This is a genomic window from Candidatus Pelagibacter sp. HIMB1623, from assembly GCF_052047695.1.
Lineage (GTDB): Bacteria > Pseudomonadota > Alphaproteobacteria > Pelagibacterales > Pelagibacteraceae > Pelagibacter.
On record NZ_JBNAJN010000013.1, the window covers coordinates 199,554 to 224,408 of the forward strand.

Genomic DNA, 24,855 nt, shown 5'->3' on the forward strand with positions numbered 1-24,855 from the left:
AAAAAAATCTAAAAAATAAGGAAAATAGGGGATTATTTGCCGATGCAAAAATCGTTGAAAATACTACCTAATATCTCTTCTACATCAACTTTTCCAACGATCATACCCAAATGTCTAGTTGCTAATCTTAAATCTTCTGCTGCTTTATCAAAATCTTCTATTTCTTTTTTTTGATTAAAATTATTCAAATGATCTAAACACTGTTCTAAATGTTGTCTGTGTCTCTCTCTAGTAATTAAAATATCATCACTAGTTATAAATTTATTTTTTAAATTATTTTTTATTTTTGAAATTAGTTCATCAACATTTTTATTTTCTTTAATGGAGATTAAAACATGATTTATATTTTTTATTTCTGAATTAATTTCTTTTTCTAAAAGATCGGACTTGTTTATAACTAAAATTGCATTTTCATCTAATAAACCCTTCAAAACATCAGTAAAATTGAGGCTTTTTGCATCTACTACTACAAGCTTTAAATCTGCTTCTTCGGCTATATTTAAAGATAATTTAATACCTTTTTTTTCTATCTCATCTTTAGATTCTCGTATTCCTGCGGTGTCAGATATTATTACGGGATAACCATCTATACTAAGATGAGTTTCTATAACATCTCTTGTAGTACCAGCTATTTCAGAAACAATTGCAACATCTCTATTTGATAAATGATTTATTAAACTAGATTTCCCTGCATTAGTAGGTCCAAGAATTGCAATCTTAAAACCTTCTCTAATTCTTTCTCCAACTTTTTGATCATTTAAAATCTTTTCAATTTTTTTTATTACTTCGTTTGAATTATTTTTAATCTCATCCAAAATATTATTTGGCAAATCTTCATCTGGAAAATCAATTTTAGCTTCAACGTTAGATAAAATTTTTAAAAGTTTTTCTCTTAAAAAATTGAATTGATCTGCTGACTTACCATTCATAATTTTAATTGCTTGTTGTCTTTGAATTTCTGTTTCAGATGAAATTAGATCAGCTATACTTTCTGCTTCTAATAAATTTATTTTTCCATTTTGAAATGCAAGTTTTGTAAATTCACCTGGCTCGGCTAATCTACAATTTTCAATTTGAGAAATAGAAGAGTGTAGAGCGTCAACAACGGCTTTACTGCCATGAACCTGTATTTCGGCCATATCTTCACCTGTGTAGCTCTCTGGACCAGGAAACCATAGTATTATACCTTCGTCTATAAGCTCAGAAGTGTTGATTTTGTTGATTTTTCTTAATGTTGCTACTCTTGGCTGAGGAACCTTTTTACCTGTTAGACTCTCAATTACTTTTGATGATTGTTCTCCTGATATTCTAATAATAGCAACACCTGAAATACCAGGTCCAGTAGATAAAGCGTAAATTGTCATTTGAAGATTATATCTTCAAACTAACATCTCTGTAAAACTTAAAATATTATGAAAATTTTTACGCTGGTTTGTTCATTGAATTAAAGAACTCAGCATTATTTTTAGTGTCTTTTAACTTTGAATTTATAAACTCTATTGCATCCATAGTTCCCATTGGAGCAATTATTCTTCTTAATACATTCATTTTCTGTAAATCATTTTTATCAAACAAGAGCTCTTCTCTTCTTGTTCCAGACTTTGTTATATCAATTGCAGGATAAATTCTCTTATCTGCAATTTTTCTATCTAAGACAGTTTCACTATTACCTGTTCCTTTAAATTCCTCAAAAATAACTTCATCCATTCTGCTTCCAGTATCGATCAAAGCAGTAGAAATAATAGTTAACGATCCACCTTCCTCAATATTTCTCGCTGCACCAAAAAATCTTTTAGGTCTCTGAAGTGCATTTGCATCCACACCTCCTGTTAAGACTTTTCCTGAACTTGGTATTACAGCGTTATAAGCTCTACCTAATCTTGTTATTGAGTCTAATAAAATAACAACATCTTTTTTATGTTCAGTTAATCTTTTTGCTTTTTCTATAACCATTTCAGCTACTGCAACGTGTCTTTGTGCCGGCTCATCAAAAGTAGAACTAATTACTTCGCCTTTAACAGTCCTTTGCATATCTGTCACTTCTTCTGGACGCTCGTCTATCAACAGAACTATCAGATAACACTCAGGATAATTTTTAGCTATTGAGTTTGCAATACTTTGTAAGATCATAGTTTTACCCGCTTTTGGTGGTGAGATAATTATTGATCTTTGACCTTTTCCAATTGGGCTAACTAAATCTATTAATCTCGGGGTAAGATCTGGCTTTTTTTCTACCTTAGTTGTTTCGAGTTCCATTACCAATTGTTTATCTGGATATAGTGGTGTTAAGTTATCAAACGCAATTTTATGTCTTGCTTTTTCTGGTTCTTCAAAATTTATTTTACTTACTTGTAATAGTGCAAAATATCTTTCTCCTTCTTTAGGGGCTCTGACTGGCCCTTCAACAGTATCCCCGGTTCTTAAACCAAACTTTCTAATCTGACTTGGGCTTACATATATGTCATCTGGTCCTGGAAGATAGTTCGACTCCATTGCTCTAAGAAAACCAAACCCATCTTGTAAAAGCTGTAAAACACCTACGCCAGTTATTTCCTCTTTTTCAGCAACTTTTTTAAGAATAGCAAAAAGAATTTCTTGTTTTCTTAATGTGCTAGCATTTTCAATTCCAAGCTCTTCTGCCTGTGTAATGAGCTGTTCAGATGATTTAAGTTTTAGTTCTTGAATGTTCATGATTAATTTTTTGATAAGGACTTATCGATTATTTGAATATATATGCTGATTTTATTATTTCAACCCTAGATTGGCTTAAAAATGGCTAAAAATACAACAATAATTAAAATTGTAGTTGGTATTTCATTGATAATTCTAAAAAATTTTGCAGATCTTTTGTTTGTAGAATTTTTTAAGCTAACAAGACACTTTCCCAAAAAGTCATTATACGCTGATAGGAAAACTATCAAAACTATCTTTATCTGAAACCACAGTTGTGCAAAAATTTCTATCCCATTTAAATAAATCAAAACCAATCCAAACACCCAAGTAAATATCATTGCAGGACGCATAATATAAATAAATAATTTTCTCTCCATCACTTCAAATATATCGGTGACTTCTTTCTTTTCTTTGTTCTCGACATGATAAACAAAAATTCTTGGTAAATACAAAAGACCGGCCATCCAGGAAACAACTGCAATTAAATGTAAAGACTTAAATAGTAAATATGTATTCATTAATCAAAGGTTGTTTTCAATTAAAGATTTTATCAAAAATATATGGTCATCATTGTCATTTAAGCATGGGACCATATCAAAATTTATCCCTCCAGAATTTAAAAAACTTTCTTTACCTTGGATTAATATTTCTTCTAATGTTTCTACACAATCAGATGAAAAACCTGGGCAAATTGTGAGAATATTTTTAATTCCCTCTTTGGGTAAACTTTCTAAAGTTTTATCAGTATATGGTTGAAGCCATTCTTGTGGACCAAATCGTGATTGAAAAGTAGTTTTAATTTTAATGGAAGTAAATTTTTCTGAAATAAGTCTTGTTGTTTTGTGACAATAGCAATGATATGGGTCTCCTTTATCAAAATATTTTTTTGGTATCCCGTGGTATGAGGCGATGATTATTTCTGGATTCCAATCAATTTCATTAATTTTTTTATTAATCGAACTGACTAGTGCATCAATATAAAGAGGATTAGACTCATAATGAGGAATTATTTTTAAAGAAGGCTGCCACCTCATTTTCATTAAAGTTCTATAAACCTCATCACAGACTGTGGCCGTTGTAGCTGCCGCATATTGTGGATAAAGAGGAAGTATAATTAAATTTTCACAGCCCATGTCATGCAGTTTTGCTATTTTGCTTTTTATACTTGGGTTGCCGTATCTCATCGCAAAATCTACCATAATATTTTCTTTATTAAATAATTGAGAAGTTTTTTCGCTTTGTTGTTTGGTGTAATAAAGAAGGGGAGACATATTTTCATTTTTCATCCAGATTTCTTTATAAGCCTTAGCAGTTTTCGAGGGTCTGAAAGTTAAAATAAATAAATTTAAAATTATTTGCCAAATTATAGGATTTACTTCAATCACTCTTTTGTCTGAAAGAAACTCTCTTAAATACTTTCTTATATCAAACCAACTAGTTGAATCTGGTGTTCCTAAATTAATAATTAGAACACCAGTTTTTCCATATTTTATAGATGGATGATTAACTTCCATATTTTAATTATTTTTTACTATTTTTATTAAGTTTTCAACCATCTCTGGATTAGTCTCGGGCAGAATACCATGACCTAGATTAAATATATACGGATGGTCTTTGAAAATTTCTAAATATCTAGAAGTTTCTTTTTTTAAATTTTCATAATCTGTTAAAAGAACTTTAGGATCCAATCCTCCTTGAATAGGAATTTTTATATCTTTAAGAATTTTTTTTGGGTCTACATTATAATCGATACTTATTGCATCAGGTTTAACGACCTCACAAAATTCTTTGTAATTTTTAATTTCCCTTGGAAAACATATCACAGGTATATTAAGAGATTTAACATATTCTACTAAATTTAAAGTGGGTGAATAAATATAATTTGGTAAGTCTTTTTCTTCTAGTAAACCAGCCCAACTATCAAAAATCTGAATTACATTTGCTCCATTATCTATTTGATTTTTAATATGAACTTTTAAAAATTTTTCTATAATTAATAAAATTCTGTTTATTAAAAACTCATCTTTAAAAAAATTTTCATTCAAATCCTTCTTTGGGGATTTTAAATTAATCATATAAACTAAAAGAGTCCATGGGGCGCCTACAAATCCAATAGTATTTTTGTGTTTTACGATTGGATCTGAACTTACTTTTTTAATTGCTTTATAAACGGGATATATCTTTTCAACAAAATCTATCTCATCTAGTTTTGCTATCTTATTTAAATCTAGACTATCTAGTTTGGGACCAAAATTTTTCTCGAATTTTACTTTTTGACCTAGACCATAAGGTAACATTAAAATATCAGAAAAGATTATTGCAGCATCAATATCGAATCTTTTTAATGGTTGTAATGTTATTTCGGCTGATAAATTATCATTTAAACATAAATTAATAAAATCAGGATTATTTTTTCTGATTTCTCTAAACTCAGGTAAATATCGACCTGCTTGTCTCATTATCCATAAAGGATTAAATGAGGTATCTTTATTTATAATTACTTTGTTTAAAGGTTTCATATAAAAGTCTTATTAATTATTGTAGTATTATTATATCTTGTGAATAAAGGAGATTATTTTTTATAAACATTATACTCACAATTTATCAACAGGTTTGATGATTAAAATTGTTTAAAATGAAGCTTTTTTGATTTTTTCAATTTTTGTGGATTGTTTTAGCTTATTTATTATTATTGTTAATAAAAGTCAGATTTTGCAGATGTTATTGGAGAAATTTAAAATTGTATAATTTAATCAAAATAATACACAGTTTATTAACAATTTATTTATGAGTAATACATATCAAATTTATTTAATCTCTGACTCCACTGGAGAAACTTTAGATAGAATATTTTTAGCTCTTAAAGCGCAATTTTTAAACATAGAATATAAAGTTCATTCTTATTCATTCACAAGAACAGAAAATCAAATCTTAAAAATTTTAGATGATGCAAAAAAAAATGAAAATTCAATAATTTTATATACTATTGTAGATAATAATCTTGCTAAGTATTTAGCTAACGAGAGTGAAAATAAAAAGATACCTTGTTTTGGGGTACTAGGTAATTTAATTTTAAATTTTTCTAAAATTTTAAATCAAAAAGCTACCCACGAACCAAGTGGACAACACGTTTTAAATGATGAGTATTATGATAGAATTGAAGCAATTCAATTCACAATGAATCATGACGATGGAAATTTAATTAATGAAGTTGAAAAATCTGATATTATTCTTGTTGGTGTTAGTAGGACCAGCAAAACACCAACTTCTATTTATCTTGCCAACAAAGGTTTTAAAACATCAAATATTCCTTTGGTTAATGAAAAATCATTACCAGAAAAACTTAAGCAAAATCCTCATATAACTTGTGTTGTTGGATTAAGCACAGAACCGGAAAGACTAGCAGATCTAAGAAAAAATAGGATGAATTCATTAAAAGAAACAGAAAGTATAGATTATACTAACCTAGAAAGTATAAAAAAAGAAGTTCTTCAAGCAAAAAAAACATTTCAAAAATATAAATGGCCTTTAATAGATGTAACAAGAAAATCAGTTGAAGAGACTGCTGCTTCTATAATTAAAATACACGAAATATATTCAAATAATGTTAAGTAAGATTATCCTAGCGTCAAAAAGTAAGATTAGAAAGAATATTTTAGATAAAAATAATATAAAAGCGGCCGTAGAGCCTTCAAACGTTGATGAAGATATTGTAAAATTATCTTTACTTAAAGAAAATGCTAGTCCAGAAATTATTTCAAAAAATCTTGCAGAGTTAAAAGCAAACAAAGTTAGTGCCAAAATTCAAGATAAAATAGTACTAGGTGCAGATAGTGTCATTGATTTAAATGGAGAGTTAATTTCAAAACCTGAGAGTAGAAAAGAGGCATTAGAGATATTAAAGAAACTTAACGGTAAAATGCACTTTCTAATAAGTTCAGTTTGTATTTCAAAAAATGGCTCAATGATTTGGAACTACACAGATAAAGCAACCTTAGTAATGAAAAATTTTTCAGATTCAGAATTAACAGAATATTTATCTAAGATATCGGATGAAAATCTTTACGCCTATAATGTTTATCAAATTGAAGGGGAGGGTAGAAATTTGTTCAGTAGCATAAATGGAGATGAAGATACAATAATGGGTTTGCCTATAAAAAAAATTAAAGAATATTTAAATTTACAAAAATGAAAAAATATTTTGTAATTGGAAACCCAATTAATCATTCTTTATCGCCAAAATTGCACAATCATTGGTTAAAACAAAATAATATTAATGCAGTTTATGAAAAAGTTAAACTCGAAGAAAATGAAATTGAAAATTTTTTACTTAAAATTAAAAACCAAGAAATAAATGGCTGCAATGTTACTGTTCCGTTTAAAAGAACTGTAATTCCTTTCTTAGACAAATTAAGTTTAGAAGCAGAAAAAACCCAATCAGTGAACACAATTATTTTTCATAATGATAATTTAGTTGGCCACAACACAGATATTGTTGGTTTTCAAAAAGCAATAAATAATTTGAAATATAATGTAAAAGATAAAAAAATTTTAATTTTAGGTGCTGGTGGAGTAGTGCCATCAATAATTTTCGCTTTAGCTAAAATGAAAGCATCTAAAATAATTGTAACCAATAGAACTCACAAAAAGGCTGAGAATTTAAAATCCCAATTCAAGGAAATTGATATTGTAAATTGGGGCGAGATACCTGATTTTAATATGATTATAAATGCAACTAGTTTGGGTTTAAATAATGAGGCTATTAATTTAAATACTTACAATGTTGGTGCTGATAAGTTATTTTACGATGTGATTTATAATCCTGCTGAAACCAAGTTTTTAAAAGAAGGAAAAAAATTTGGAAATCAAATAGAAAATGGTAAATTAATGTTTATTTATCAAGCATTTGAGGCATTTAAATTGTGGCATGACATTGAACCAAGTGTGAATAATGAGGTTCTTGATTTATTAAATAATGATTAGAATAGGCATAATTGGTGATATTGGGTCTGGAAAAACATTTGTTGCAAATAATTTTGGGTATCCAGTTTTTAATGCAGATCATGAGGTATCGAAACTATATAAAAAAGATAAGAGGATTTTTTTAAAATTAAAAAAAAAATTGCCTAAATATATTTGCACCTTTCCAGTAGATAAGACTGAAATTATAAAATCAATATTAGCAAACAAAAATAATCTTAAAAAAATAATTAACATTGTACATAAGGAAATTAGAGAAAAATTAAAAATATTTTTAAAAAAAAATAAAAATAAAAAATTTGTTATTTTGGATATTCCTTTATTAATTGAAAATAAAATTTTTAATAGAAAAGATATATTAGTTTTTGTTGACTCTAAAAAGAGAGATATCGATAAAAAGTTAAACAAAAGAGAAAATTTTAATGTAAGGCTTATAAATATATTTAAAAAAATACAACTAAATCCAAAATATAAAAAAAAAAAATCACATTTTGTAATTAAAAATACTTTCACAAAAAACCCTGTTAAAAAACAAATCAAAGAAATTTTAAATTTAATATAACAAATGAAAGAGATAGTATTAGATACCGAAACAACAGGAATATCTGTTAAAGAAGGACATAGAATTGTTGAAATTGGCTGTATCGAGTTAGATGATTTAATACCAACAAATAATAAATTTCACTTTTATTTAAACCCAGAGAGAAAAGTTTCAGAAAAAGCATTTGAAGTTCATGGATATACCGACGAGTTTTTGTCAAAACAAAAAAAATTTGAAGAAATTGGAGATCTTTTTTTAGAATTCATTAAAAACAAAAGATTAATTATACACAATGCAGAATTTGACATAGCTCATCTTAATAATGAATTAAAGCTTTCTGGAAAAAAAGTAATTGAAAATGAAATAGTTGACACTTTAACTTTAGCTAGAGACAAATATCCAGGTTCTCAGGTTAGTTTGGATGCTTTATGTAAAAGATTTAGGATAGATAATTCTCGAAGAAAATTTCATACAGCTTTAATTGACTGTGATTTATTGTCGAAAGTTTACATAAATTTGATTGATCAAAAAGAACCATCACTAAATTTTAAACAAACTGAAGAAATTGAAGATAAAAGCAAGATAAATATTGAATATTATAAAAAAGTAATAATTCCTACAAAAGAAGAGCTTAATTTACATAAACAATATTTAAAAAATAATTTAAAGAAAAATTATTTTAATTAAATCTTTGATTATATAAATTTTCGAAATCAACTTTTTTTTCAAATTTTATATTTGGATATCCAGAATTATGCAAAAGGTTCAAAAGGGTTTTCTCTAGTTGAGGATAAATCTCAATTTGAACATCACATAATATAATTTTTTCTAATTCATTTTTATCTTTTATTTCATCATTAATTTTAATTATTGTTGAAAAAATAATTTCAAAATATGATTTTTTTTTAACATCTTCTTTTTCTTCAAATTTAAATGTTGTATTTATTTCTATCATTTTGTTTTTCAAAGGCTTCGAATTTATATCAATCCCAAGTTGATATTTTGTTATTCTATCTTTCACAAACAAATATGTTTCTATGTCAGGCGTTTCCACCGAGATATCTTTGATGTATTTACCTAAAATTTTATATCTTTCTATTTTCATCATCATCTCCTATATCTTCAAACTCTCCCTCAATAAAATTATTTTTTTCTTTTTTTGATTTTTCATATTTTCTAGAAAATTTACTAAATATAAATTTTCTACTGATTGGAAATATTAACAAGAAACCCAAAAAATCAGTTGCGAAACCGGGTATAATTAAAAGTAATGCTGCAAAAGCTATAGCAGCTCCAGAAATTACTTCATATGCAGGTGTTTCATTTTTATTTAATTGAGAAAAACCAGCCTTTAAAGTATTCAAACCCTCATATTTTGCGTAATAAATACCAAGAATAGCTGTCAAAAATATTAGTAGAATGGTTGTTATTGCTCCTATTTGTGCTCCTATTTTGATGAAAAGATAAATTTCAATAACTGGAATAAAAATAATTAAAAATAATATTGGGTTCATTTGTCCATAATCTAAATTGCTGGTTGAAATTAATCAATAGAGTAATTACTATCGGTATATGAATTATAGTTTTGAGTATATCGATATTATTTTGCTGGCAATGATTGCGGGTTTTATATTTTTAAGACTTAGAGGTATCCTTGGTAAAAGAACTGGTTTTGAAGGTAAATCACCAGCTCAATTCAAAGAAGTTTTAAAAAACATAAAAGTGGAACAAGCTATAAAACCAAAGGAAAACTTTGATGACGAAGCACAAAAAGAATTTTTGAAAGGAGCAAGAATTGCATACGAAACAATTATCACTGATTTTAGTGACAACGATAATAAAATTGTGAATGCTAAACCATTGCTTAATAAAGATATATACAATCAGTTCGATGACGCTTTAAAAGAGAGGACAAAAAGAGGACATACTGCTGAAATCACTTTTATAGGCGTAAATAAAGCTGAAATAAAAGAGCATAAAAAAATTGGTAATATTTTAAATGTTACAGTGGATTTTATAGCTGAGGTTATTACTTGCATTAGAGATAAAGAAAAAAAGATTGTTTCTGGTGATCCTAAAAAAATAAAAAAAATTTATGATACTTGGGTTTTCTCTAGAGATACCACATCAGCTAATCCTAACTGGCAGTTAGTTAATATTTTAACTTAATTGAACGATAAAATTTCAGATAAAGATAAAAAAGATTGGCAAAGTTTTATTTCGAGTAAAGAAAAGATACCTGATAAAGATTTTAAAGTAAAAATTATCAATGCTACAAAAATAAGATCAATTGATTTACACGGATATACTCTAGAGCAAGCAAACAAAACAATTGAAGAATTTATATTAAAAGCGTTTGAGGAAAGAGTAAATAAATTGATCGTTGTTACTGGCAAAGGTATTCATTCTAATGTTGAAAAAGATCCTTACGTTTCAAAAGATCTAAGTATTTTAAAATATTCAGTTCCAGAATTTATATCTAATAATGAAAAGTTAATGAGAGTAATAAATGAGATTCAAGACGCTTCTGTTGAAGACGGGGGTAGTGGGGCTTTTTACATTTTTCTAAAAAAGAATAAATCTACAAAATAAATTTCGATAGGTCAGTATCCTTAACTAAATTATCTAGATTTTTGTTAATATATTCTTTGTTTATTATAATTTTTTCACCAGCTCTGTCGGTAGCTGTGAAACTAATGTCATCTAATATTTTTTCAATAATTGTGTGCAATCTTCTTGCGCCAATATTTTCTACAGTTGAATTAACTTCGGATGCTATATTTGCAATTGTATCAATACCATCATCAGAAAATTCAAGTTCAACATTCTCAGTCTTTAAAAGAGCCACATATTGCTTTATTAAACTATAGTCTGGTTCTTTTAAAATTCTTTTAAAATCATCACTAGTTAAAGCTTCCAGCTCAACTCTTATGGGCAACCTTCCTTGTAATTCAGGTAGAAGATCAGATGGTTTTGCTAGCTGAAAAGCCCCTGATGCAATAAATAAAATATGATCAGTTTTTATTGGTCCATGTTTAGTGTTAACAGTTGTTCCTTCAATAAGAGGTAACAAATCTCTTTGGACACCTTCTCTAGATACGTCACCACCAACCCTATCAGTTCTTGCTGAAATTTTATCTATCTCGTCTAAAAATACTATACCATTGTTTTCTGTTGAAAGCTTTGCAGCTTTAACAATTTTATCTTGCTCAATTAGCTTATCAGACTCATCGTTAATTAAAATTTCATGAGACTCTTTTACTGTCATTTTCTTTTTCTTTTCCTTATTCCCCATTGATTTACCAATCATTTCTCCAATATTTATCATTCCAACATTGGCACCTGGCATTCCTGGTATTTCAAATGATGCTCCACTAGAACCAGTGTCACTAACTGCTATCTCAATTTCATTATCATCTAGATCACCGTTTCTAAGTCTTTTTCTAAAACTTTCTCTAGTTGCGAGACTTGCTTTGTTTCCTACCAAAGCATCTAATACTTTTTCCTCAGCAGCTTTTTGAGCTTTTGCGTAAACTTCTTTTCTTTTTTTTATTTTTTCCATCGCTATTGCAATTTCAATTAAATCTCTAACAATTTGTTCAACATCTCTTCCAACATATCCAACTTCCGTGAATCTTGTTGCTTCTACTTTGACAAAAGGCGCTTCAGCAAGTTTTGAAAGTCTTCTAGAAATCTCTGTTTTTCCAACCCCAGTTGGTCCGATCATTAAAATATTTTTTGGTAAAACTTCATTTTTCATTTCACCTTTCAAAGCTTGTCTTCTCCATCTATTTCTTAATGCAACAGCGACAGCTCTTTTTGCTTTATTTTGACCAACTACAAAACGATCAAGTTCTGAAACTATTTCCCTTGGTGAAAGAGCACTAACTAAAGAAGCTTCTTCTTTTTGAGTTTTTTCTTTAGGATGCAAAGGTGTTACGTTTGAATTATCCATTATATTTTTTCAATTTTAACATTATCATTTGTGAAAACACATATATCCGCTGCAACTTTAATCGCTTTTTTAGCAACTTCTTCTGCAGACAAATTACCTTCCATTAAAACTTTTCCAGCTGCTAAAGCATAATTTCCACCAGAACCAATACCGATAACATCACCTTCAGGTTCTAGAACATCCCCAGTTCCAGAAATTATATAGCTATTATTTTTATCACCCACAGCCATTAATGCCTCTAACCTTCTTAAGTATTTGTCAGTTCTCCAATCTTTGGCTAACTCAACCGCAGCTCTTGATAAATTGCCAGCATGTTTTTCTAATTTTCCCTCTAATCTTTCAAATAGAGTTAATGCATCAGCAGTTGATCCTGCAAATCCTGCTACGACATCTCTTTTTTCAATTTTTCTTACTTTTGAAGCTGTGCTTTTTACAACAGTATTTCCCATACTTACTTGTCCATCACCAGCAACCACAACTTCATTATTTTTTCTTATTAACACAATTGTTGTCATATCTAATAAATGGTAACTATTTTTGATACTTCAAGTATCTAGACTGATATTGATATACTTGGATTAAGTATGTATACCATCTGAAATATATGGCTAGAAAAGGAAAAGTTTCTCGAAAAACTAAAGAAACAAGCATCAATGTTGAACTAAACATTGATGGCAAAGGTAAATATAAAATTGATACAGGAATAGGTTTTTTAGATCATATGCTTGAACAACTATCAAAGCATTCTTTAATTGATCTGAAAGTAAAAGCAAAAGGGGACACTCATATTGATCTTCATCACACAACTGAAGATACAGGAATTGCAATTGGAGAAGCTTTAAAAAAGGCCGCAAAGAAATTTGTAGGTATCAAAAGATATGCACATAGAGTTATTCCAATGGATGAAACATTAACTAGAGTTGCTATAGATGTTTCGAACAGACCTTATTTAATTTGGAAAGTAAAATTAAAAGTAGAAAAACTTGGAGAGATGGATACAGAGCTCTTTAAAGAATGGTTCCAGGCATTTTCACAGGCCGCAGGTATTACAATGCACGTCGAAAATATTTATGGTGATAACAGCCACCACATCATTGAGTCTTGTTATAAAGCATTAGCAAGATCATTAAGAGAGGCATTAGAAATGGATCCTAGGAGCAAAAAAAGTATTCCATCAACTAAAGGCTCATTATAAGTTTAATGAACGTCACGATTGTTGATTATAATTCGGGCAATATAAGCTCGGTAATAAACTCATTTAAGGAAGTTGCCAAAGATAAAGTAAACATCGAAGTAACTTCAGATTTAAACAAGATTAAATCTTCTGATAAATTAGTTTTGCCAGGGCAAGGTTCGTTTAAAAGTTGTGTTGATGCACTTAATAGTGTTAATGGTTTAGTAGAAGTATTAAACGAATTTGCAATAAATAATAATAAACCACTTCTGGGTATTTGTGTTGGCTTACAAATGTTTGCAGATATTGGTTATGAAGAAACAGAAACTAGAGGACTTGGTTGGATTTCAGGCAAGGTATCAAAAATAGATAATCAAAATGGAAAATACAAACTTCCACATATAGGCTGGAACCAAATAAATATTTTAAAGGATAGCAAGATCTTTAAAGATATAGAAAACAATTCACATATGTATTTTGTTCATAGTTATGAATTTATTCCAGAAGATAAAAATGTTATTTCTGCAATAACAGACTATTCATCAAATATTGTTTGTTCTGTAGAGAAAGAAAATATTTTTGGAACTCAGTTTCACCCAGAAAAAAGTGACAAGATTGGTCTTAAAATAATTGATAATTTTATAAACTTATAATGAAAATATTTCCAGCAATAGACATTAAGGATAAAAAGTGTGTGAGGTTAGTCAAAGGAGATTTTGATAATAAAACTGAATATGAAATGTCCCCAATAGAACAGGCTGGAAAATATAAAGATCATGGTTTTAAAAACTTACATCTAGTTGATTTAGACGGAGCTTTAACTGGTGAAACTGTTAATTTAGATATTATTCAACAAATAGTTACTAAATTTGATCTCAAAATTGAGATTGGTGGAGGTGTAAGAAATTTTGAAAGTATTCAAAAATATACTGATGCTGGTGTAGAAAAAGTTATTTTAGGAAGTGCTGCTATAAAAGATAAAAATTTTTTAAAACAAGCTTGTGAAAAATTTCAAAATAAAATTGCATTAGGTTTAGATGCCAAAGATGGCTATTTATCTGTTTCTGGTTGGAAAGAAAATTCTAATCAATTAACTTTGGATTATTTAAAAGAAGTGAAAGAATATGGAGCAAGTAGACTAATTTATACTGATATTAATAGAGATGGAATGAAGCAAGGTCCTAATTTTGAAGAAACAGTTAAGGTTGCTGATATATCGAATTGTCCAGTAATCATATCAGGTGGAGTTTCATCAATAGATGACATTAAAAAAGCCAAGGAATTAAATAATGAAAGTATTGAAGGGATTATAGTTGGAAAAGCGATTTATGATGGTGATATAAAATTAGAGGAGTTGGCTAAGGAACTAGATGCTTAAAAATAGAATAATACCTTGTTTAGACGTTAAAAATGGCCGTGTTGTAAAAGGAATTAACTTTGTTGATCTACAAGATGCAGGTGATCCAGTTGAACAAGCTAAAGTTTATTCTGATGGCGGCGCAGATGAAATTTGTTTTTTAGATATAACTGCATCAAATGAAAACAGAAATATTATTTATGATGTTGTAGAGAAAACTTCAAAAAAATGCTTTGTTCCATTAACAGTTGGGGGAGGCGTTAGAAGTGTTGATGATATAAATAAATTACTTAATTGTGGAGCAGATAAAGTTTCTATCAATACTGCAGCAGTTCAAAATTCAGAGGTAGTAGTAGCAAGTTCAAAAAAATTTGGTTCGCAGTGTATTGTGGTTGCTATTGATGCTAAAAAAAATACTGATAAATGGGAAATTTTTACTCACGGTGGAAGAAATAATACTGGAATTGATGCAATAGAATTCGCTAAAAAAATGGAAGACAGTGGGGCAGGCGAGTTACTAGTAACGTCAATGGATAGAGATGGCACTCAAGTGGGTTATGATATTGAGCTTATGTCTAAGATTTCTTCCAAGGTAAATATTCCTGTAATTGCATCTGGTGGTGTGGGTAATTTAGACCATTTAGTCGATGGAATTAAATTAGGAAATGCAAGCGCAGTCCTAGCAGCATCAATTTTTCATTATGGCAAACATTCTGTAATGGAAGCAAAGGAATATTTGGATTCAAAAGGAATACCTGTTAGAATTTGATATGTTTAACACATTAGAAAATCTAATCAAACTTGCAAGAGAAAGAAAAACCAATCCAGTTGAAGGTTCTTATACAAATAAATTACTTACAGACAAATCTCTAAGCAAAGCAAAGGTTCTAGAAGAAATTGATGAGTTAATTGAAGCTATAGAGGAAAATACAAATAAAATTCATGAAGCTGCTGATGTATTTTATCATTTGCTAATGTATTTAGAAGCAAATGATGTGAAAATTGAAGAAGTAATGGAAGAATTAGAAAAAAGAAAAAAATGAGTTATGATAATAATAATATTTTTGCTAAAATTTTACGCGGAGAGATACCTTGTAATAAAATTTATGAGGATGATTATGTTTTGTCATTTCATGACATCAACCCACAAAAGAAAATTCATGCATTAGTAATTCCCAAGGGAAAATATATTGATCTAGATGATTTTAGCATGAATGCATCATCTGAAGAAATGGTAGGTCTTTTGAAGGCTATCAACATAGTTGCAAAAAAGCTTGGTATTTCAACAGAAGTAGGAAAAGGCTATAGAACACTAGCAAATATAAGCGAACATGGAGGTCAAGAGGTTCCTCATCTGCATTTTCATTTATTTGGTGGTGAAGTTGTTGGAAAAATGGTCGAGTGAGAAAAGAAGTTAAAAGAAACTATCTTGAAATAAACTCGCTTAAAGATTTACAAGAGAGAAAGCGTCCTTCCGAAGATTATACAGTTAATTTAATTGAACCAACTGATTTTCAGCTAAATAAGTTTTTTTATAAAAATATAGGTAAAAAGCATCAGTGGATTGATAGATTAATATGGACAGAAGAGCAGTGGATCAAACACGTATCCAATAAAGATATTAAAACATTTGTATTAAAAAATAGAAACGACTTAGCTGGTTTTTATGAATTAATTATTCATAAAGAAAATAAAGAAGTTGAAATAGCTTACTTTGGAATTTTAGAGGAATATCAAAATAAAAAATTAGGATCATTTTTGTTATCAGATGCAATTAAAAAGTCATTTCAAGAAAATGCAGATAGAGTTTGGTTACATACTTGTTCTTTAGATCATAAAAATGCCCTTAATAATTATTTAGCAAGAGGTATGAAAATATTTAAATCAGAAATTGTTAGAATTTAATTTTGAGAAGGTGTGTTAAATATTTTTTCGTTAACTGCTTGATTTGATTTAACTGAGTAAAGTAGTGTTACAGCAGTATTTTGATAAATATCCTTAGTTTGCCAGCCAATTAAATTATGATGATTTATATCAAAAAAAATCTCAATTGATTGACCATTTTCTATTATTACAAATTTTACTAGAGACTTATTAATTATCTCTTCATTTAAGTTAGATATTTTTTTTAATAAGAAATTTTTATCTAAAATAAAATTTAATGGCGTTTTATCCAATGGATATCTATAATAACTCGAAGAAGATTTTATAACTAAAGATTTTCCATTTGAAACTATAACTTTATTTTCTTTATCATAAGCACAAAACATTTTTTTTGGATATTGAATTGTACAGTTTCCAAACTCAATTTTTCCATTTATATTTTGCTCAAAATCAAAATTTAAACTTAAAGTATCTTTTAATTTATTAATTATTTGATCTTTATTATTTGCACTTACTTCACTAGATAAACTAATAAGAAAAATTAAGAACACTATCCTTAGCATCAAAGAACGTCTCTTTTACCCACATGATTTGCTTTGCTAACAATTCCATCAGCTTCCATCATATCAATTATTCGTGCAGCCCTGTTGTACCCAATTTGAAGTTTTCTTTGTAAAAATGAGGTAGAGGCTTTTCCTTCAGATCTAATTATTTCAACGGCTTGTTGATATAATTCATCTTTATCTCCTTGATCTGTATTTGATCCTAACTCTTTTTCGTCTGCGAAATTCAAGATTTCGTCAATATAGTCTGGTTCTGCTTGTGATCTTAAAAAATTGTTAATTTTTTCTATTTCATTATCAGAAACAAATGGAGCATGAATTCTAACTATTCGGTTAGCAGACGACATATAAAGCATGTCTCCTTTTCCTAATAGTTGTTCTGCCCCTTGTTCGCCTAAAATTGTTCTGCTATCTATTTTTGAGGTTACTTGAAATGAAATTCTAGTTGGAAAATTTGCTTTAATTGTTCCTGTAATTACATCTACACTTGGTCTTTGTGTTGCCATTATAATATGAATACCAGCTGCTCTAGCCATCTGAGATAGTTTTTGAATATAATTTTCAATCTCTTTCCCAGCAACAAGCATCAAATCAGACATTTCATCAACTACTACAACTATGTAAGGCATTGGAAGACTGTGCTTAGCATTATAGCCATCAATATTTCTAACACCTTCCTTTGTCATAAGCCTGTATCTACTCTCCATTTCTTTTACTACCCAACCAAGTACAGAAGCAGCTTTTTTTGCTTCTGTTATTACAGGACAGAGCAAATGCGGTATTCCCTCATATGTAGATAGTTCAAGCATTTTTGGATCAATTAAAATGAACTTACATTTCTCTGGAGTATGTCGATAAAGAAGAGATAAAATTATTGTGTTGATACAAACAGATTTACCAGACCCTGTTGTACCAGCAATTAGAAGGTGGGGCATCGAAGCGAGATCTCCTACGATAGGTTTTCCAGAAATATTTTTACCAAGAGCGATTGGCAATTTTATCTCTTTTTTCTTAAAATCAGAATTGTTTAAAATTTCACTTAAATATACGTTTTCTCTCAAATCATTTGGTAGCTCTATTCCAACTGTGTTACTACCAGGAATAGTAGAAATCCTTGCAGATTCAGAGCTAGTATTTCGAGCTATATCGTCAGACAAGTTAATTATTTTAGATACTTTTACCCCAGCTGCTGGTTCAAATTCATTAAGAGTTACAACTGGCCCATGACTAACTTTTTGAATTTCTCCTTTAACTCCAAAGTCTAATAGTATTTTTTCTAAAAATTTTGGGTCATTTGTCTCATTTTTATCTAAACCCAACCTTTCTTTTTTTGAAGGGGCCTTTAGTAGATCAATTTTAGGCAATTGAAATTTATTTTTTTTATTAATTTGAGTTTCAGCTTTAATAAATGGTAAATCTTCTTGAATAAGGTTTTTTATTTCTTCTTGTGGTATATACTCGCTTATAAGCTCACTTTTATCAGTATAAGACTTATTTTTTGATTTAAAGAAGATTTTAATAATTTTTTTTATAAAGCTGTAAAATTTTAAAGGATGGAAATTTATACTCAATAAAAATAAAATTGTAATAAATGTAATTAATAAATAATAAAAAATTGTTTGATGGTAAAGAATAATTGAGCTTAGAAATGTTTGATTTAAATAGGTTCCTATAAATCCTCCATTACCATTTATGTGGAGAGTAAAAGCACTAGAATAAAAATGACTTAAAAAAAGAGTTCCAAATATTGAGTATAATATTGCTGTAAAAGTATTTTCGATTATTAAAAAAATTTCTTTGAGACGAAATATATTTATTCCAGTAACTATAAAGGTGAAAGATATTAAATAAGATATCAAGCCAAAAGATTGTAAAAAGAAATCCGAAATAAAACTTCCTTGGAAACCTAATAAGTTTTTTATTTCTACATTCCTAGGAAATATAAAGTTTGGATCTTCAGGAGAATAAGAAAAAAGAGATACTAATAAAATAATACCTATGACGAAAATTATGATACCAAAAATTTCTGCCAATCGCCTGAAAGTAAAATTAATTAATGAATTAGCTGTTTTTTTAATATCCATTTATACAAATCAATTATATCACTTTGTATCATCTAATTTTTGTTGTTAAAATTAAAAATAATATGAGAGTTTGTATACTGGGGGCTGGTCTAACATGTTTAACTTTAGCAAAAGCTTTAGTGAATCAGAATATATATGTTGAAATTTTTAGTGATAAAAAAAAGGAAATTATAGATCAGTCTAGAACTATTGGGATTACAAAAAGTAATGTTGAGTATTTTAATAATAACATAGTTAATATTGAAAGAATTCTTTGGAAAATAAAAAAAATTGAAATTTTTTCTGAAAAAAAAAATAAAGAAAAGTTATTAAAATTTGAAAATAATAATGAACAACTTTTTTCAATTGTTAAAAATTATAAATTAAAAAAAATATTAGAAAAAAGTTTAATTAAAAATAAATTTTTTAAACAAAACTATAAAAAAAAATTTTTATATAACTATAATAATTATGATCTTATAATAAATTTGGATTTTTCTAATTTAATTACAAAAAAATTTTTTAATAAAAAAATAATAAAAAAATATGAAAGTTATGCATTTACAGGAATATTAAAACATGAAAAAATTAACAATAGAATAGCACGTCAAATTTTTACAAAAATTGGCCCACTTGCTTTTCTTCCAATTTCAGAAAGAGAAACTTCAATTGTTTATTCAATTAAAAATTCTAAAAATTTTAATAAAGATAATTTTATAGAGTTAATAAAACATTATAACTTTATATATAACGTTAAAGAAATACAACAAATCTTCAGTTTTGAATTATACTCGATTAATTTAAGATCCTATTATTATAAAAATATTCTAGCTTTTGGTGAATTGACTCACAAAATCCATCCTTTAGCAGGTCAGGGTTTTAATATGACTGTGAGAGATATAAAAAATTTAATAGAAATAATAAAAACTCGAAAAGAATTAGGATTACCATTAAATTCTTCTGTTAATCAAGAGTTTCAAAAAAATGTAAGACATAGAAATTTTATTTTTTCAAGTGGGATTGATATAATTTATGAGCTTTTTAATTTTGATGGAAAACTAAAAAATCATTTATTTATAAATTCATTAAAGTACCTGAGTAAAAAAGACTCAATAAATAAAATATTTAAAAAAATTGCAGATAAGGGTTTAATTTATTAGTTACTGAAGAGTATTATTTTCATAAATATCATGAGAATAAGTTTTTAATATCTCAGAAATTTTATTTTTTCTGATATCTATATTTTGTGCCTCTAGTAAAATTTGTTTTTCTTCTAATGTAAATGGAGATGCCATAGATAACGCGTTAATTATTTCATTAAGGCTCTGTTTTTCTAGAGCTTTCCAGTTAATAATAAATCCTTTTTTCTCAAATAGAGATTTTAAATCTCTGAAGATTAATTCTAAATCTGAAAATTTAAGATTTTCTTTTTTATTTTCTAGGTCCTCTAAATATTTTTCATAATTTACCTCTAAAATTCTATATTTATTTTGGGTTTCCAATTCTTTTATTGATTTGAATCTTGCAATACCTTTTAATTCAATTAAATACCGGCCGTCATCTGTTTCTCTAAAACTTGTAATTTTACCTGCACAACCAACATTGTATAATTCTGGTTTCTCATTTTGAAATCTTGATGATTTTGGTTGTATCATTCCAATAATTTTATTTGATTTCATACTATCGTTAATCATATCTAAGTAACGTGGTTCAAAAATATTTAATGGAACAGTAGTTTGTGGAAAAATAATAAAATTACTCAGTGGGAATACAGGTATATTTTTTGGCAAATCACTCATATTTTATATAAATTTATATTATTTAACTATATTGTTTACTCAATGATTTTTTGGATTGCCTCTTATCCTAAGAGTGGAAATACATGGCTTAGAGCTCTTTTGTGTTCTTATTATTTTACTCATGATGGAGTATTTAAGAAAAATACTATTAGATATATTGATCAATTCCCAGAAAAACATCATTTTCGAGAATTTTTATATGATAAAAAAAATCAAGTGGCTACAACTTATCTTTGGATTAAAGCCCAAGAAAAAATAAATAAAGATAAAAAAATTAAATTTTTCAAAACACACAATGCATTTAGTGAAATAAATAAAAATCCATTCACTGATGAAAAAAACTCAATTGGATGTATTTATATTATAAGAGATCCAAGAAATGTAATTACTTCTCTTAAAAATCATTATGAATTAAATTATGAACAAGCTTATAATTGGATGTTAAATGAGAGAAATTATATATATGATGTTCATAATTTTGAAAAAAATGGGTATAGTGATTTTCAATTTATAAGTTCCTGGAGCACTAATTATAAATCTTGGAAATTTCAAAAAAAAATACCAATTAAAATTGTTAAATATGAGGATCTCTTAAATGAAACTTTTTTTGTTTTTAGAGAAATAATACAATTTATTAATACAACTATTAATAACAAAGAAAAAATTAATAAAGAAAAGCTAAAAAATTCAGTACAATCTACAGCATTTGATAAACTAAAAAATTTCGAAAAAAAAAATGGATTTTCTGAGGCAGTTATATCAAAAAAAACCCAATCCAAGATTCCCTTTTTTTATCTTGGACCTCATAATGATTGGAATAAGATTTTATCAGAAAAATTAAAAAAAAAGCTCACATATAGTTTTGAAAAAAACTTAAAAGAACTTTCTTATATTTAGATTTTCTTATTGCTTGCATTTATAAAAACCGCTATCTATAATGTTTTTTTAACAAGCGGGCATAGCTCAGTGGTAGAGCGTCTCGTTGCCAACGAGAAGGTCGAGGGTTCGACCCCCTTTGTTTTATTCACTTTCTGATATTTCCAAGTTGTTTTGACACACTGATGACACAGAAGGAGATAAAAAATGGCTACATTAAGAAGAAGAAAGAATAATTGGCAAGCAATTATAAGACTTAAAAATTATCCAAATATTTATAAAAGTTTTAAACAGCTTAAGGATGCAAAAAGATGGGCATCTAAAACCGAGATAAATATCCAGCGTGAGGATGCTGGTATTTTTAATCATCAATACCCTAGCTTTAAATTTATACTGAACAAATATTTGAATGAAGTTTCTATAAAAAAAAAGACTTATAGAGATGAAAAATATACAATCTTAAAACTATCAAAAGAACCTTGGATAAATTTTTCAATTAATAGAGTTAGTCCTAAGATAATAGCTGAATATAGAGATTTATCTTTGAAAAAAGTTTCAGGAAACACAGTTAATCGAAGATTAGATGTAATTTCCTCTATCTTTACCACTTGCAAAAAAGAGTGGGGTTACCCAGTGTTAAATCCAATAAGCTTCATAAAACGGCCTAAACGTGGAGAACCTAGAAATCGAGTGCTAAATAAATATGAAATAGAAAAGGTATTATCTGACAATACTTTGGATATAAATTTTAGAAATATTATTTTAATAGCTCTAGAAACAGGCATGAGGAAATCAGAAATTTTATCAATTAAAAAAGAACATATAGATGGGGATTTATTAAAGATACCAGTAGCTAAGGTTAGAGGTAGAATAATTCCATTAACAAAAAAAGCAAAAAGCATCTTATTAAACTCTGAACTTCCGTTTAAAATTAATAAGTACACACTTGGAAATAAATGGAGAAAATTAATGAAGAAACATCAAATTAAAGGTGTATGTTTTCATGATTTAAGACACACAGCTCTTACTAATTTATTTTTGAACAAGTCTTTGAGTGTACCTGAGGTTATGCTTATCTCAGGTCATTCAGACCCTAGGATTTTATTGAGAACATATACTAATCTAAAGGCTCAGGATTTAGTAGAGAAGATAGGGTAGCTTAAGTTAAAAAGATTCAACATTAGGACGCTTTAGATAAATTAGTTCCACTTTAGGGAAAAGGTACCCATTTTATAAGAAAAAATTATTTATATTTATCTGTCTCATTATCTGTTTTTTTACTCTTGTTACTCGTTTCCGGTAATGGAGGATAATTAAAAGAAAAGAACTACTGATATTTGCTCCAAGATGAAAGGTATTTCTGATGAATGGAATTACTTGTATCAATTAGAAATTCCCAAGTATCTTTACCAGCTATTATATTATGCTTTTTACTTTCACTTAAGACATCAATATTTTTGTTAAAATGTTCAGGAAGTAAGGGGCCTGTAGCTTTTACATTAATATTTGCTTTTACAATCTTCTTAAATGAACTTTTCATTTGTGCTTTTAGACTTAGCTCATAACCATAGCGAACTATGAAGCTGTCATGAATAGGCAGTACAACAACACCTTCTCTTAATAAACTAAGCATAACATCTTCTGCTATAACAGAGTCTAAATACATAAGTTCTATACCTATACCAGTTCCAAAATACTTTGATATTTTGCTGTGGGTTTTATTTACAGCATCTGTAAGTTGTTGATGTGACATGTTTAAAACCTTTAAGTCATCTTTGGATAACCTGAACCTATTATTTTCATCATTAATAATAGCGTTGACATAGGTTTTAACTAAATCTCTTTGTTGTTTAGAATGCTGATGTCCTAAATTATAAAGGTCAACATCGTCATCAATAATTATATTTTCCTTAGCATACAACAACCTTAGAGACATTGTTGAATAATCACATTCAGAGGTTTTATAACCATCAATAGTTATGTGTGGTCTATACTTACCAGGTAAACTTTGCCACCATCCACCATAGAATCTTCCATGAAGTCTCAAGTTATTTTTAGAGAATATTCTTTTTAGAGTTACATGAGAAAAATTAAGAGAATGATGAACTTGTTCTTTCCAAAAATATTTAGATTTTTCTTTATAGTAACCCTTCTTTAATTCTTCTTCCAAAACTAATAAATCATTGTCTTTAATATCAATGCACACACAATGCTTAAGTAAGCTTTGATTAATCTTATTTAAATTGTCTTGATACTTTTTTACTAACGAATTGTTTGGTGTCTTAACTGTTATCTTTTTATATTTATTATCTATTTTAATTTTATCTCTTAAAATTATTCCATTCTGTTTATCATTTTCATACTTCCTCCACACTAAACCTATACTTTTAAATTTTATTATGAGTTTTTTAGAAGGAAAAATACGTGTTGATTTTCTTTTAATTTCAGTACCTAACTTGACTTTTATATAATCATTTAAATTTAAATAATCAAATATTCTTTTGAAAACTCTATAGCTACTCTTACCAGTGAATGATTTTGCTCTTAAAGAAAAATAAACCCAAGATTTTGGTAAAGAGTAATAACTTTGATAAAGTGAGTTTATAAGTTGTCCTAAAACCTTTTTTTCAGCTTTAATTGCTGATGGTGTTATTCCTTTTTTGCTTTTTCTTGTACCTTCAAAGTTTCTATAAATTGAAAAAATAATTTCATTTAAAACATCATCTTTCGATTGAAGGAATGAATTTAGATTCTTATCAAACATAGATTTAACAGATTAATATCTCCTTCGTTATGTCAGAGTTGTGACAAGTGATGTTTTGAATGATTTCACAAAGTAAACCAAAGGGTTTCTGTAGGTTTAAAACAGGCTCATAAGCCCGAGGTCAGTGGTTCGATTCCACTTCCCGCTACCAAAACCTTTAGTTTCTCAATAAAACAAACCTGTCAGTTCTGTCGGTTCAAACCTAAAGTAGAACATATCAAAACTA

At 28.0% G+C, this 24,855-nt stretch carries 30 protein-coding genes and 1 tRNA gene; 18 read left to right on the forward strand and 13 right to left on the reverse strand.

Going from position 1 to position 24,855, the window contains the following annotated elements; all coding sequences use genetic code 11:
- Nucleotides 1-32: 32 nt before the first annotated feature.
- The 5 genes from mnmE to hemE all read right to left on the reverse strand — a co-directional run bounded on the left by mnmE (nt 33) and on the right by hemE (nt 5,192).
- Complete coding sequence (gene mnmE / locus ACTTBN_RS05460) at nt 33-1,364, reverse strand: tRNA uridine-5-carboxymethylaminomethyl(34) synthesis GTPase MnmE (protein ID WP_440681384.1); 1,332 nt, start codon at nt 1,362-1,364, stop codon at nt 33-35.
- A gap of 58 nt (nt 1,365-1,422) precedes the next feature.
- The gene (gene rho, locus ACTTBN_RS05465) at nt 1,423-2,691 is read right to left on the reverse strand and encodes a transcription termination factor Rho (RefSeq protein WP_440681385.1); all 1,269 of its coding nucleotides are present in this window, start codon (nt 2,689-2,691) and stop codon (nt 1,423-1,425) included.
- 65 nt (nt 2,692-2,756) lie between these two features.
- A complete protein-coding gene (gene hemJ, locus ACTTBN_RS05470) occupies nt 2,757-3,191 on the reverse strand; it encodes a protoporphyrinogen oxidase HemJ (protein ID WP_440681386.1) in 435 nt (144 codons plus the stop codon).
- A 3-nt stretch (nt 3,192-3,194) separates the two neighbouring features.
- The gene (gene hemH / locus ACTTBN_RS05475) at nt 3,195-4,187 is read right to left on the reverse strand and encodes a ferrochelatase (RefSeq protein ID WP_440681387.1); all 993 of its coding nucleotides are present in this window, start codon (nt 4,185-4,187) and stop codon (nt 3,195-3,197) included.
- A gap of 3 nt (nt 4,188-4,190) precedes the next feature.
- On the reverse strand, nt 4,191-5,192 hold the full coding sequence (hemE, locus tag ACTTBN_RS05480) for a uroporphyrinogen decarboxylase (RefSeq protein ID WP_440681388.1): 1,002 nt from the start codon (nt 5,190-5,192) through the stop codon (nt 4,191-4,193).
- 268 nt (nt 5,193-5,460) lie between these two features.
- On the opposite strand from hemE, the gene ACTTBN_RS05485 reads away from it, so the two are divergent.
- From ACTTBN_RS05485 to dnaQ, 5 genes are read left to right on the forward strand one after another with little or no spacing between them, the layout of a single operon-like run.
- Nucleotides 5,461-6,288 (forward strand): pyruvate, water dikinase regulatory protein, encoded by an 828-nt coding sequence (locus ACTTBN_RS05485; protein WP_440681389.1) that lies wholly within the window; start codon nt 5,461-5,463, stop codon nt 6,286-6,288.
- A complete protein-coding gene (locus ACTTBN_RS05490; RefSeq protein WP_440681390.1) occupies nt 6,278-6,865 on the forward strand; it encodes a Maf family protein in 588 nt (195 codons plus the stop codon). Before ACTTBN_RS05485 ends, ACTTBN_RS05490 begins: the two co-directional genes overlap by 11 nt.
- A complete protein-coding gene (gene aroE, locus ACTTBN_RS05495; RefSeq protein ID WP_440681391.1) occupies nt 6,862-7,656 on the forward strand; it encodes a shikimate dehydrogenase in 795 nt (264 codons plus the stop codon). The genes ACTTBN_RS05490 and aroE overlap by 4 nt, the downstream gene beginning before the upstream one ends.
- Nucleotides 7,649-8,215: a dephospho-CoA kinase gene (locus tag ACTTBN_RS05500; RefSeq protein WP_440681392.1), complete on the forward strand. Its 567-nt coding sequence runs from the start codon at nt 7,649-7,651 to the stop codon at nt 8,213-8,215. The genes aroE and ACTTBN_RS05500 overlap by 8 nt, the downstream gene beginning before the upstream one ends.
- 3 nt (nt 8,216-8,218) lie before the next feature.
- The gene (gene dnaQ / locus ACTTBN_RS05505; RefSeq protein WP_440681393.1) at nt 8,219-8,881 is read left to right on the forward strand and encodes a DNA polymerase III subunit epsilon; all 663 of its coding nucleotides are present in this window, start codon (nt 8,219-8,221) and stop codon (nt 8,879-8,881) included.
- On the opposite strand, the gene ACTTBN_RS05510 is transcribed toward dnaQ, so the two are convergent.
- Together ACTTBN_RS05510 and ACTTBN_RS05515 are read right to left on the reverse strand one after the other, a co-directional pair.
- On the reverse strand, nt 8,874-9,302 hold the full coding sequence (locus ACTTBN_RS05510) for a protein-export chaperone SecB (RefSeq protein ID WP_440681394.1): 429 nt from the start codon (nt 9,300-9,302) through the stop codon (nt 8,874-8,876). The two genes, dnaQ and ACTTBN_RS05510, sit on opposite strands and share 8 nt — an antisense overlap.
- The gene (locus tag ACTTBN_RS05515; RefSeq protein ID WP_440681395.1) at nt 9,280-9,708 is read right to left on the reverse strand and encodes an FxsA family protein; all 429 of its coding nucleotides are present in this window, start codon (nt 9,706-9,708) and stop codon (nt 9,280-9,282) included. The genes ACTTBN_RS05510 and ACTTBN_RS05515 overlap by 23 nt, the downstream gene beginning before the upstream one ends.
- Before the next feature lie 58 nt (nt 9,709-9,766).
- Here ACTTBN_RS05515 and ACTTBN_RS05520 point away from each other — a divergent pair, with 58 nt between their 5' ends.
- Nucleotides 9,767-10,363, forward strand: a complete 597-nt coding sequence (locus ACTTBN_RS05520; RefSeq protein WP_440681396.1) for a Tim44/TimA family putative adaptor protein — start codon at nt 9,767-9,769, stop codon at nt 10,361-10,363.
- A complete protein-coding gene (locus tag ACTTBN_RS05525) occupies nt 10,364-10,786 on the forward strand; it encodes a Smr/MutS family protein (protein ID WP_440681397.1) in 423 nt (140 codons plus the stop codon).
- On the opposite strand, the gene hslU is transcribed toward ACTTBN_RS05525, so the two are convergent.
- On the reverse strand, nt 10,776-12,149 hold the full coding sequence (gene hslU / locus ACTTBN_RS05530; protein ID WP_440681398.1) for an ATP-dependent protease ATPase subunit HslU: 1,374 nt from the start codon (nt 12,147-12,149) through the stop codon (nt 10,776-10,778). The two genes, ACTTBN_RS05525 and hslU, sit on opposite strands and share 11 nt — an antisense overlap.
- Nucleotides 12,149-12,664: an ATP-dependent protease subunit HslV gene (gene hslV, locus ACTTBN_RS05535; protein ID WP_440681399.1), complete on the reverse strand. Its 516-nt coding sequence runs from the start codon at nt 12,662-12,664 to the stop codon at nt 12,149-12,151. Before hslV ends, hslU begins: the two co-directional genes overlap by 1 nt.
- 89 nt (nt 12,665-12,753) lie before the next feature.
- Between hslV and hisB the strand changes: the two genes are divergently transcribed.
- The 7 genes from hisB to ACTTBN_RS05570 are packed head-to-tail and all read left to right on the forward strand — an operon-like array spanning nt 12,754 to nt 16,585.
- Complete coding sequence (gene hisB / locus ACTTBN_RS05540) at nt 12,754-13,344, forward strand: imidazoleglycerol-phosphate dehydratase HisB (protein WP_440681400.1); 591 nt, start codon at nt 12,754-12,756, stop codon at nt 13,342-13,344.
- A 5-nt stretch (nt 13,345-13,349) separates the two neighbouring features.
- Entirely contained in the window at nt 13,350-13,976 is a 627-nt protein-coding gene (gene hisH, locus ACTTBN_RS05545) for an imidazole glycerol phosphate synthase subunit HisH (protein ID WP_440681401.1), read from the forward strand.
- Nucleotides 13,976-14,701, forward strand: coding sequence for a 1-(5-phosphoribosyl)-5-[(5-phosphoribosylamino)methylideneamino]imidazole-4-carboxamide isomerase (hisA, locus tag ACTTBN_RS05550; protein ID WP_440681402.1), 726 nt, complete (start codon nt 13,976-13,978; stop codon nt 14,699-14,701). The genes hisH and hisA overlap by 1 nt, the downstream gene beginning before the upstream one ends.
- The gene (gene hisF / locus ACTTBN_RS05555; protein WP_440681403.1) at nt 14,694-15,449 is read left to right on the forward strand and encodes an imidazole glycerol phosphate synthase subunit HisF; all 756 of its coding nucleotides are present in this window, start codon (nt 14,694-14,696) and stop codon (nt 15,447-15,449) included. The genes hisA and hisF overlap by 8 nt, the downstream gene beginning before the upstream one ends.
- A gap of 1 nt (nt 15,450) precedes the next feature.
- Nucleotides 15,451-15,723, forward strand: a complete 273-nt coding sequence (gene hisE, locus ACTTBN_RS05560; RefSeq protein ID WP_440681404.1) for a phosphoribosyl-ATP diphosphatase — start codon at nt 15,451-15,453, stop codon at nt 15,721-15,723.
- Entirely contained in the window at nt 15,720-16,085 is a 366-nt protein-coding gene (locus ACTTBN_RS05565; protein WP_440681406.1) for a histidine triad nucleotide-binding protein, read from the forward strand. Before hisE ends, ACTTBN_RS05565 begins: the two co-directional genes overlap by 4 nt.
- On the forward strand, nt 16,082-16,585 hold the full coding sequence (locus ACTTBN_RS05570) for a GNAT family N-acetyltransferase (protein WP_440681407.1): 504 nt from the start codon (nt 16,082-16,084) through the stop codon (nt 16,583-16,585). The genes ACTTBN_RS05565 and ACTTBN_RS05570 overlap by 4 nt, the downstream gene beginning before the upstream one ends.
- On the opposite strand, the gene ACTTBN_RS05575 is transcribed toward ACTTBN_RS05570, so the two are convergent.
- Both ACTTBN_RS05575 and ACTTBN_RS05580 read right to left on the reverse strand, forming a co-directional pair.
- A complete protein-coding gene (locus ACTTBN_RS05575; RefSeq protein ID WP_440681409.1) occupies nt 16,582-17,115 on the reverse strand; it encodes a LolA family protein in 534 nt (177 codons plus the stop codon). The two genes, ACTTBN_RS05570 and ACTTBN_RS05575, sit on opposite strands and share 4 nt — an antisense overlap.
- Before the next feature lie 11 nt (nt 17,116-17,126).
- On the reverse strand, nt 17,127-19,211 hold the full coding sequence (locus ACTTBN_RS05580; protein ID WP_440681411.1) for a DNA translocase FtsK 4TM domain-containing protein: 2,085 nt from the start codon (nt 19,209-19,211) through the stop codon (nt 17,127-17,129).
- 119 nt (nt 19,212-19,330) lie between these two features.
- Here ACTTBN_RS05580 and ACTTBN_RS05585 point away from each other — a divergent pair, with 119 nt between their 5' ends.
- Nucleotides 19,331-20,350: a ubiquinone biosynthesis protein UbiB gene (locus ACTTBN_RS05585; protein ID WP_440681413.1), complete on the forward strand. Its 1,020-nt coding sequence runs from the start codon at nt 19,331-19,333 to the stop codon at nt 20,348-20,350.
- Here the strand turns inward: ACTTBN_RS05585 and ACTTBN_RS05590 are convergent, their stop codons facing one another.
- Nucleotides 20,351-20,989 (reverse strand): LON peptidase substrate-binding domain-containing protein, encoded by a 639-nt coding sequence (locus tag ACTTBN_RS05590; protein ID WP_440681415.1) that lies wholly within the window; start codon nt 20,987-20,989, stop codon nt 20,351-20,353.
- Between the two features lie 42 nt (nt 20,990-21,031).
- Between ACTTBN_RS05590 and ACTTBN_RS05595 the strand changes: the two genes are divergently transcribed.
- The 3 genes from ACTTBN_RS05595 (at nt 21,032) to ACTTBN_RS05605 (ending at nt 23,023) form a co-directional block, all read left to right on the forward strand.
- Nucleotides 21,032-21,886, forward strand: coding sequence for a sulfotransferase domain-containing protein (locus ACTTBN_RS05595; RefSeq protein WP_440681417.1), 855 nt, complete (start codon nt 21,032-21,034; stop codon nt 21,884-21,886).
- 57 nt (nt 21,887-21,943) lie between these two features.
- Nucleotides 21,944-22,016: transfer RNA gene (locus ACTTBN_RS05600), tRNA-Gly, on the forward strand.
- A gap of 56 nt (nt 22,017-22,072) precedes the next feature.
- A complete protein-coding gene (locus tag ACTTBN_RS05605) occupies nt 22,073-23,023 on the forward strand; it encodes a tyrosine-type recombinase/integrase (protein ID WP_440681419.1) in 951 nt (316 codons plus the stop codon).
- Nucleotides 23,024-23,192: 169 nt separating this feature from the next.
- On the opposite strand, the gene ACTTBN_RS05610 is transcribed toward ACTTBN_RS05605, so the two are convergent.
- A complete protein-coding gene (locus ACTTBN_RS05610; protein ID WP_440681421.1) occupies nt 23,193-24,629 on the reverse strand; it encodes a hypothetical protein in 1,437 nt (478 codons plus the stop codon).
- Between the last annotated feature and the right edge of the window lie 226 nt (nt 24,630-24,855).

Excerpts from the sequence above, each read along its gene's own strand:
- dnaQ (WP_440681393.1), top strand. The coding sequence starts at position 8,219 with ATGAAAGAGATAGTATTAGATACCGAAACAACAGGAATATCTGTTAAA.
- ACTTBN_RS05515 (WP_440681395.1), bottom strand. The coding sequence starts at position 9,708 with ATGAACCCAATATTATTTTTAATTATTTTTATTCCAGTTATTGAAATT.
- ACTTBN_RS05520 (WP_440681396.1), top strand. The coding sequence starts at position 9,767 with ATGAATTATAGTTTTGAGTATATCGATATTATTTTGCTGGCAATGATT.
- hemJ (WP_440681386.1), bottom strand. The coding sequence starts at position 3,191 with ATGAATACATATTTACTATTTAAGTCTTTACATTTAATTGCAGTTGTT.
- ACTTBN_RS05605 (WP_440681419.1), top strand. The coding sequence starts at position 22,073 with ATGGCTACATTAAGAAGAAGAAAGAATAATTGGCAAGCAATTATAAGA.
- rho (WP_440681385.1), bottom strand. The coding sequence starts at position 2,691 with ATGAACATTCAAGAACTAAAACTTAAATCATCTGAACAGCTCATTACA.
- aroE (WP_440681391.1), top strand. The coding sequence starts at position 6,862 with ATGAAAAAATATTTTGTAATTGGAAACCCAATTAATCATTCTTTATCG.
- hisB (WP_440681400.1), top strand. The coding sequence starts at position 12,754 with ATGGCTAGAAAAGGAAAAGTTTCTCGAAAAACTAAAGAAACAAGCATC.
- mnmE (WP_440681384.1), bottom strand. The coding sequence starts at position 1,364 with ATGACAATTTACGCTTTATCTACTGGACCTGGTATTTCAGGTGTTGCT.
- ACTTBN_RS05610 (WP_440681421.1), bottom strand. The coding sequence starts at position 24,629 with ATGTTTGATAAGAATCTAAATTCATTCCTTCAATCGAAAGATGATGTT.
- hisE (WP_440681404.1), top strand. The coding sequence starts at position 15,451 with ATGTTTAACACATTAGAAAATCTAATCAAACTTGCAAGAGAAAGAAAA.
- hemE (WP_440681388.1), bottom strand. The coding sequence starts at position 5,192 with ATGAAACCTTTAAACAAAGTAATTATAAATAAAGATACCTCATTTAAT.
- ACTTBN_RS05490 (WP_440681390.1), top strand. The coding sequence starts at position 6,278 with ATGTTAAGTAAGATTATCCTAGCGTCAAAAAGTAAGATTAGAAAGAAT.
- hslU (WP_440681398.1), bottom strand. The coding sequence starts at position 12,149 with ATGGATAATTCAAACGTAACACCTTTGCATCCTAAAGAAAAAACTCAA.
- ACTTBN_RS05565 (WP_440681406.1), top strand. The coding sequence starts at position 15,720 with ATGAGTTATGATAATAATAATATTTTTGCTAAAATTTTACGCGGAGAG.
- hemH (WP_440681387.1), bottom strand. The coding sequence starts at position 4,187 with ATGGAAGTTAATCATCCATCTATAAAATATGGAAAAACTGGTGTTCTA.
- ACTTBN_RS05595 (WP_440681417.1), top strand. The coding sequence starts at position 21,032 with ATGATTTTTTGGATTGCCTCTTATCCTAAGAGTGGAAATACATGGCTT.
- hslV (WP_440681399.1), bottom strand. The coding sequence starts at position 12,664 with ATGACAACAATTGTGTTAATAAGAAAAAATAATGAAGTTGTGGTTGCT.
- ACTTBN_RS05590 (WP_440681415.1), bottom strand. The coding sequence starts at position 20,989 with ATGAGTGATTTGCCAAAAAATATACCTGTATTCCCACTGAGTAATTTT.
- ACTTBN_RS05485 (WP_440681389.1), top strand. The coding sequence starts at position 5,461 with ATGAGTAATACATATCAAATTTATTTAATCTCTGACTCCACTGGAGAA.
- hisH (WP_440681401.1), top strand. The coding sequence starts at position 13,350 with ATGAACGTCACGATTGTTGATTATAATTCGGGCAATATAAGCTCGGTA.
- hisF (WP_440681403.1), top strand. The coding sequence starts at position 14,694 with ATGCTTAAAAATAGAATAATACCTTGTTTAGACGTTAAAAATGGCCGT.
- hisA (WP_440681402.1), top strand. The coding sequence starts at position 13,976 with ATGAAAATATTTCCAGCAATAGACATTAAGGATAAAAAGTGTGTGAGG.
- ACTTBN_RS05500 (WP_440681392.1), top strand. The coding sequence starts at position 7,649 with ATGATTAGAATAGGCATAATTGGTGATATTGGGTCTGGAAAAACATTT.
- ACTTBN_RS05580 (WP_440681411.1), bottom strand. The coding sequence starts at position 19,211 with ATGGATATTAAAAAAACAGCTAATTCATTAATTAATTTTACTTTCAGG.
- ACTTBN_RS05510 (WP_440681394.1), bottom strand. The coding sequence starts at position 9,302 with ATGATGAAAATAGAAAGATATAAAATTTTAGGTAAATACATCAAAGAT.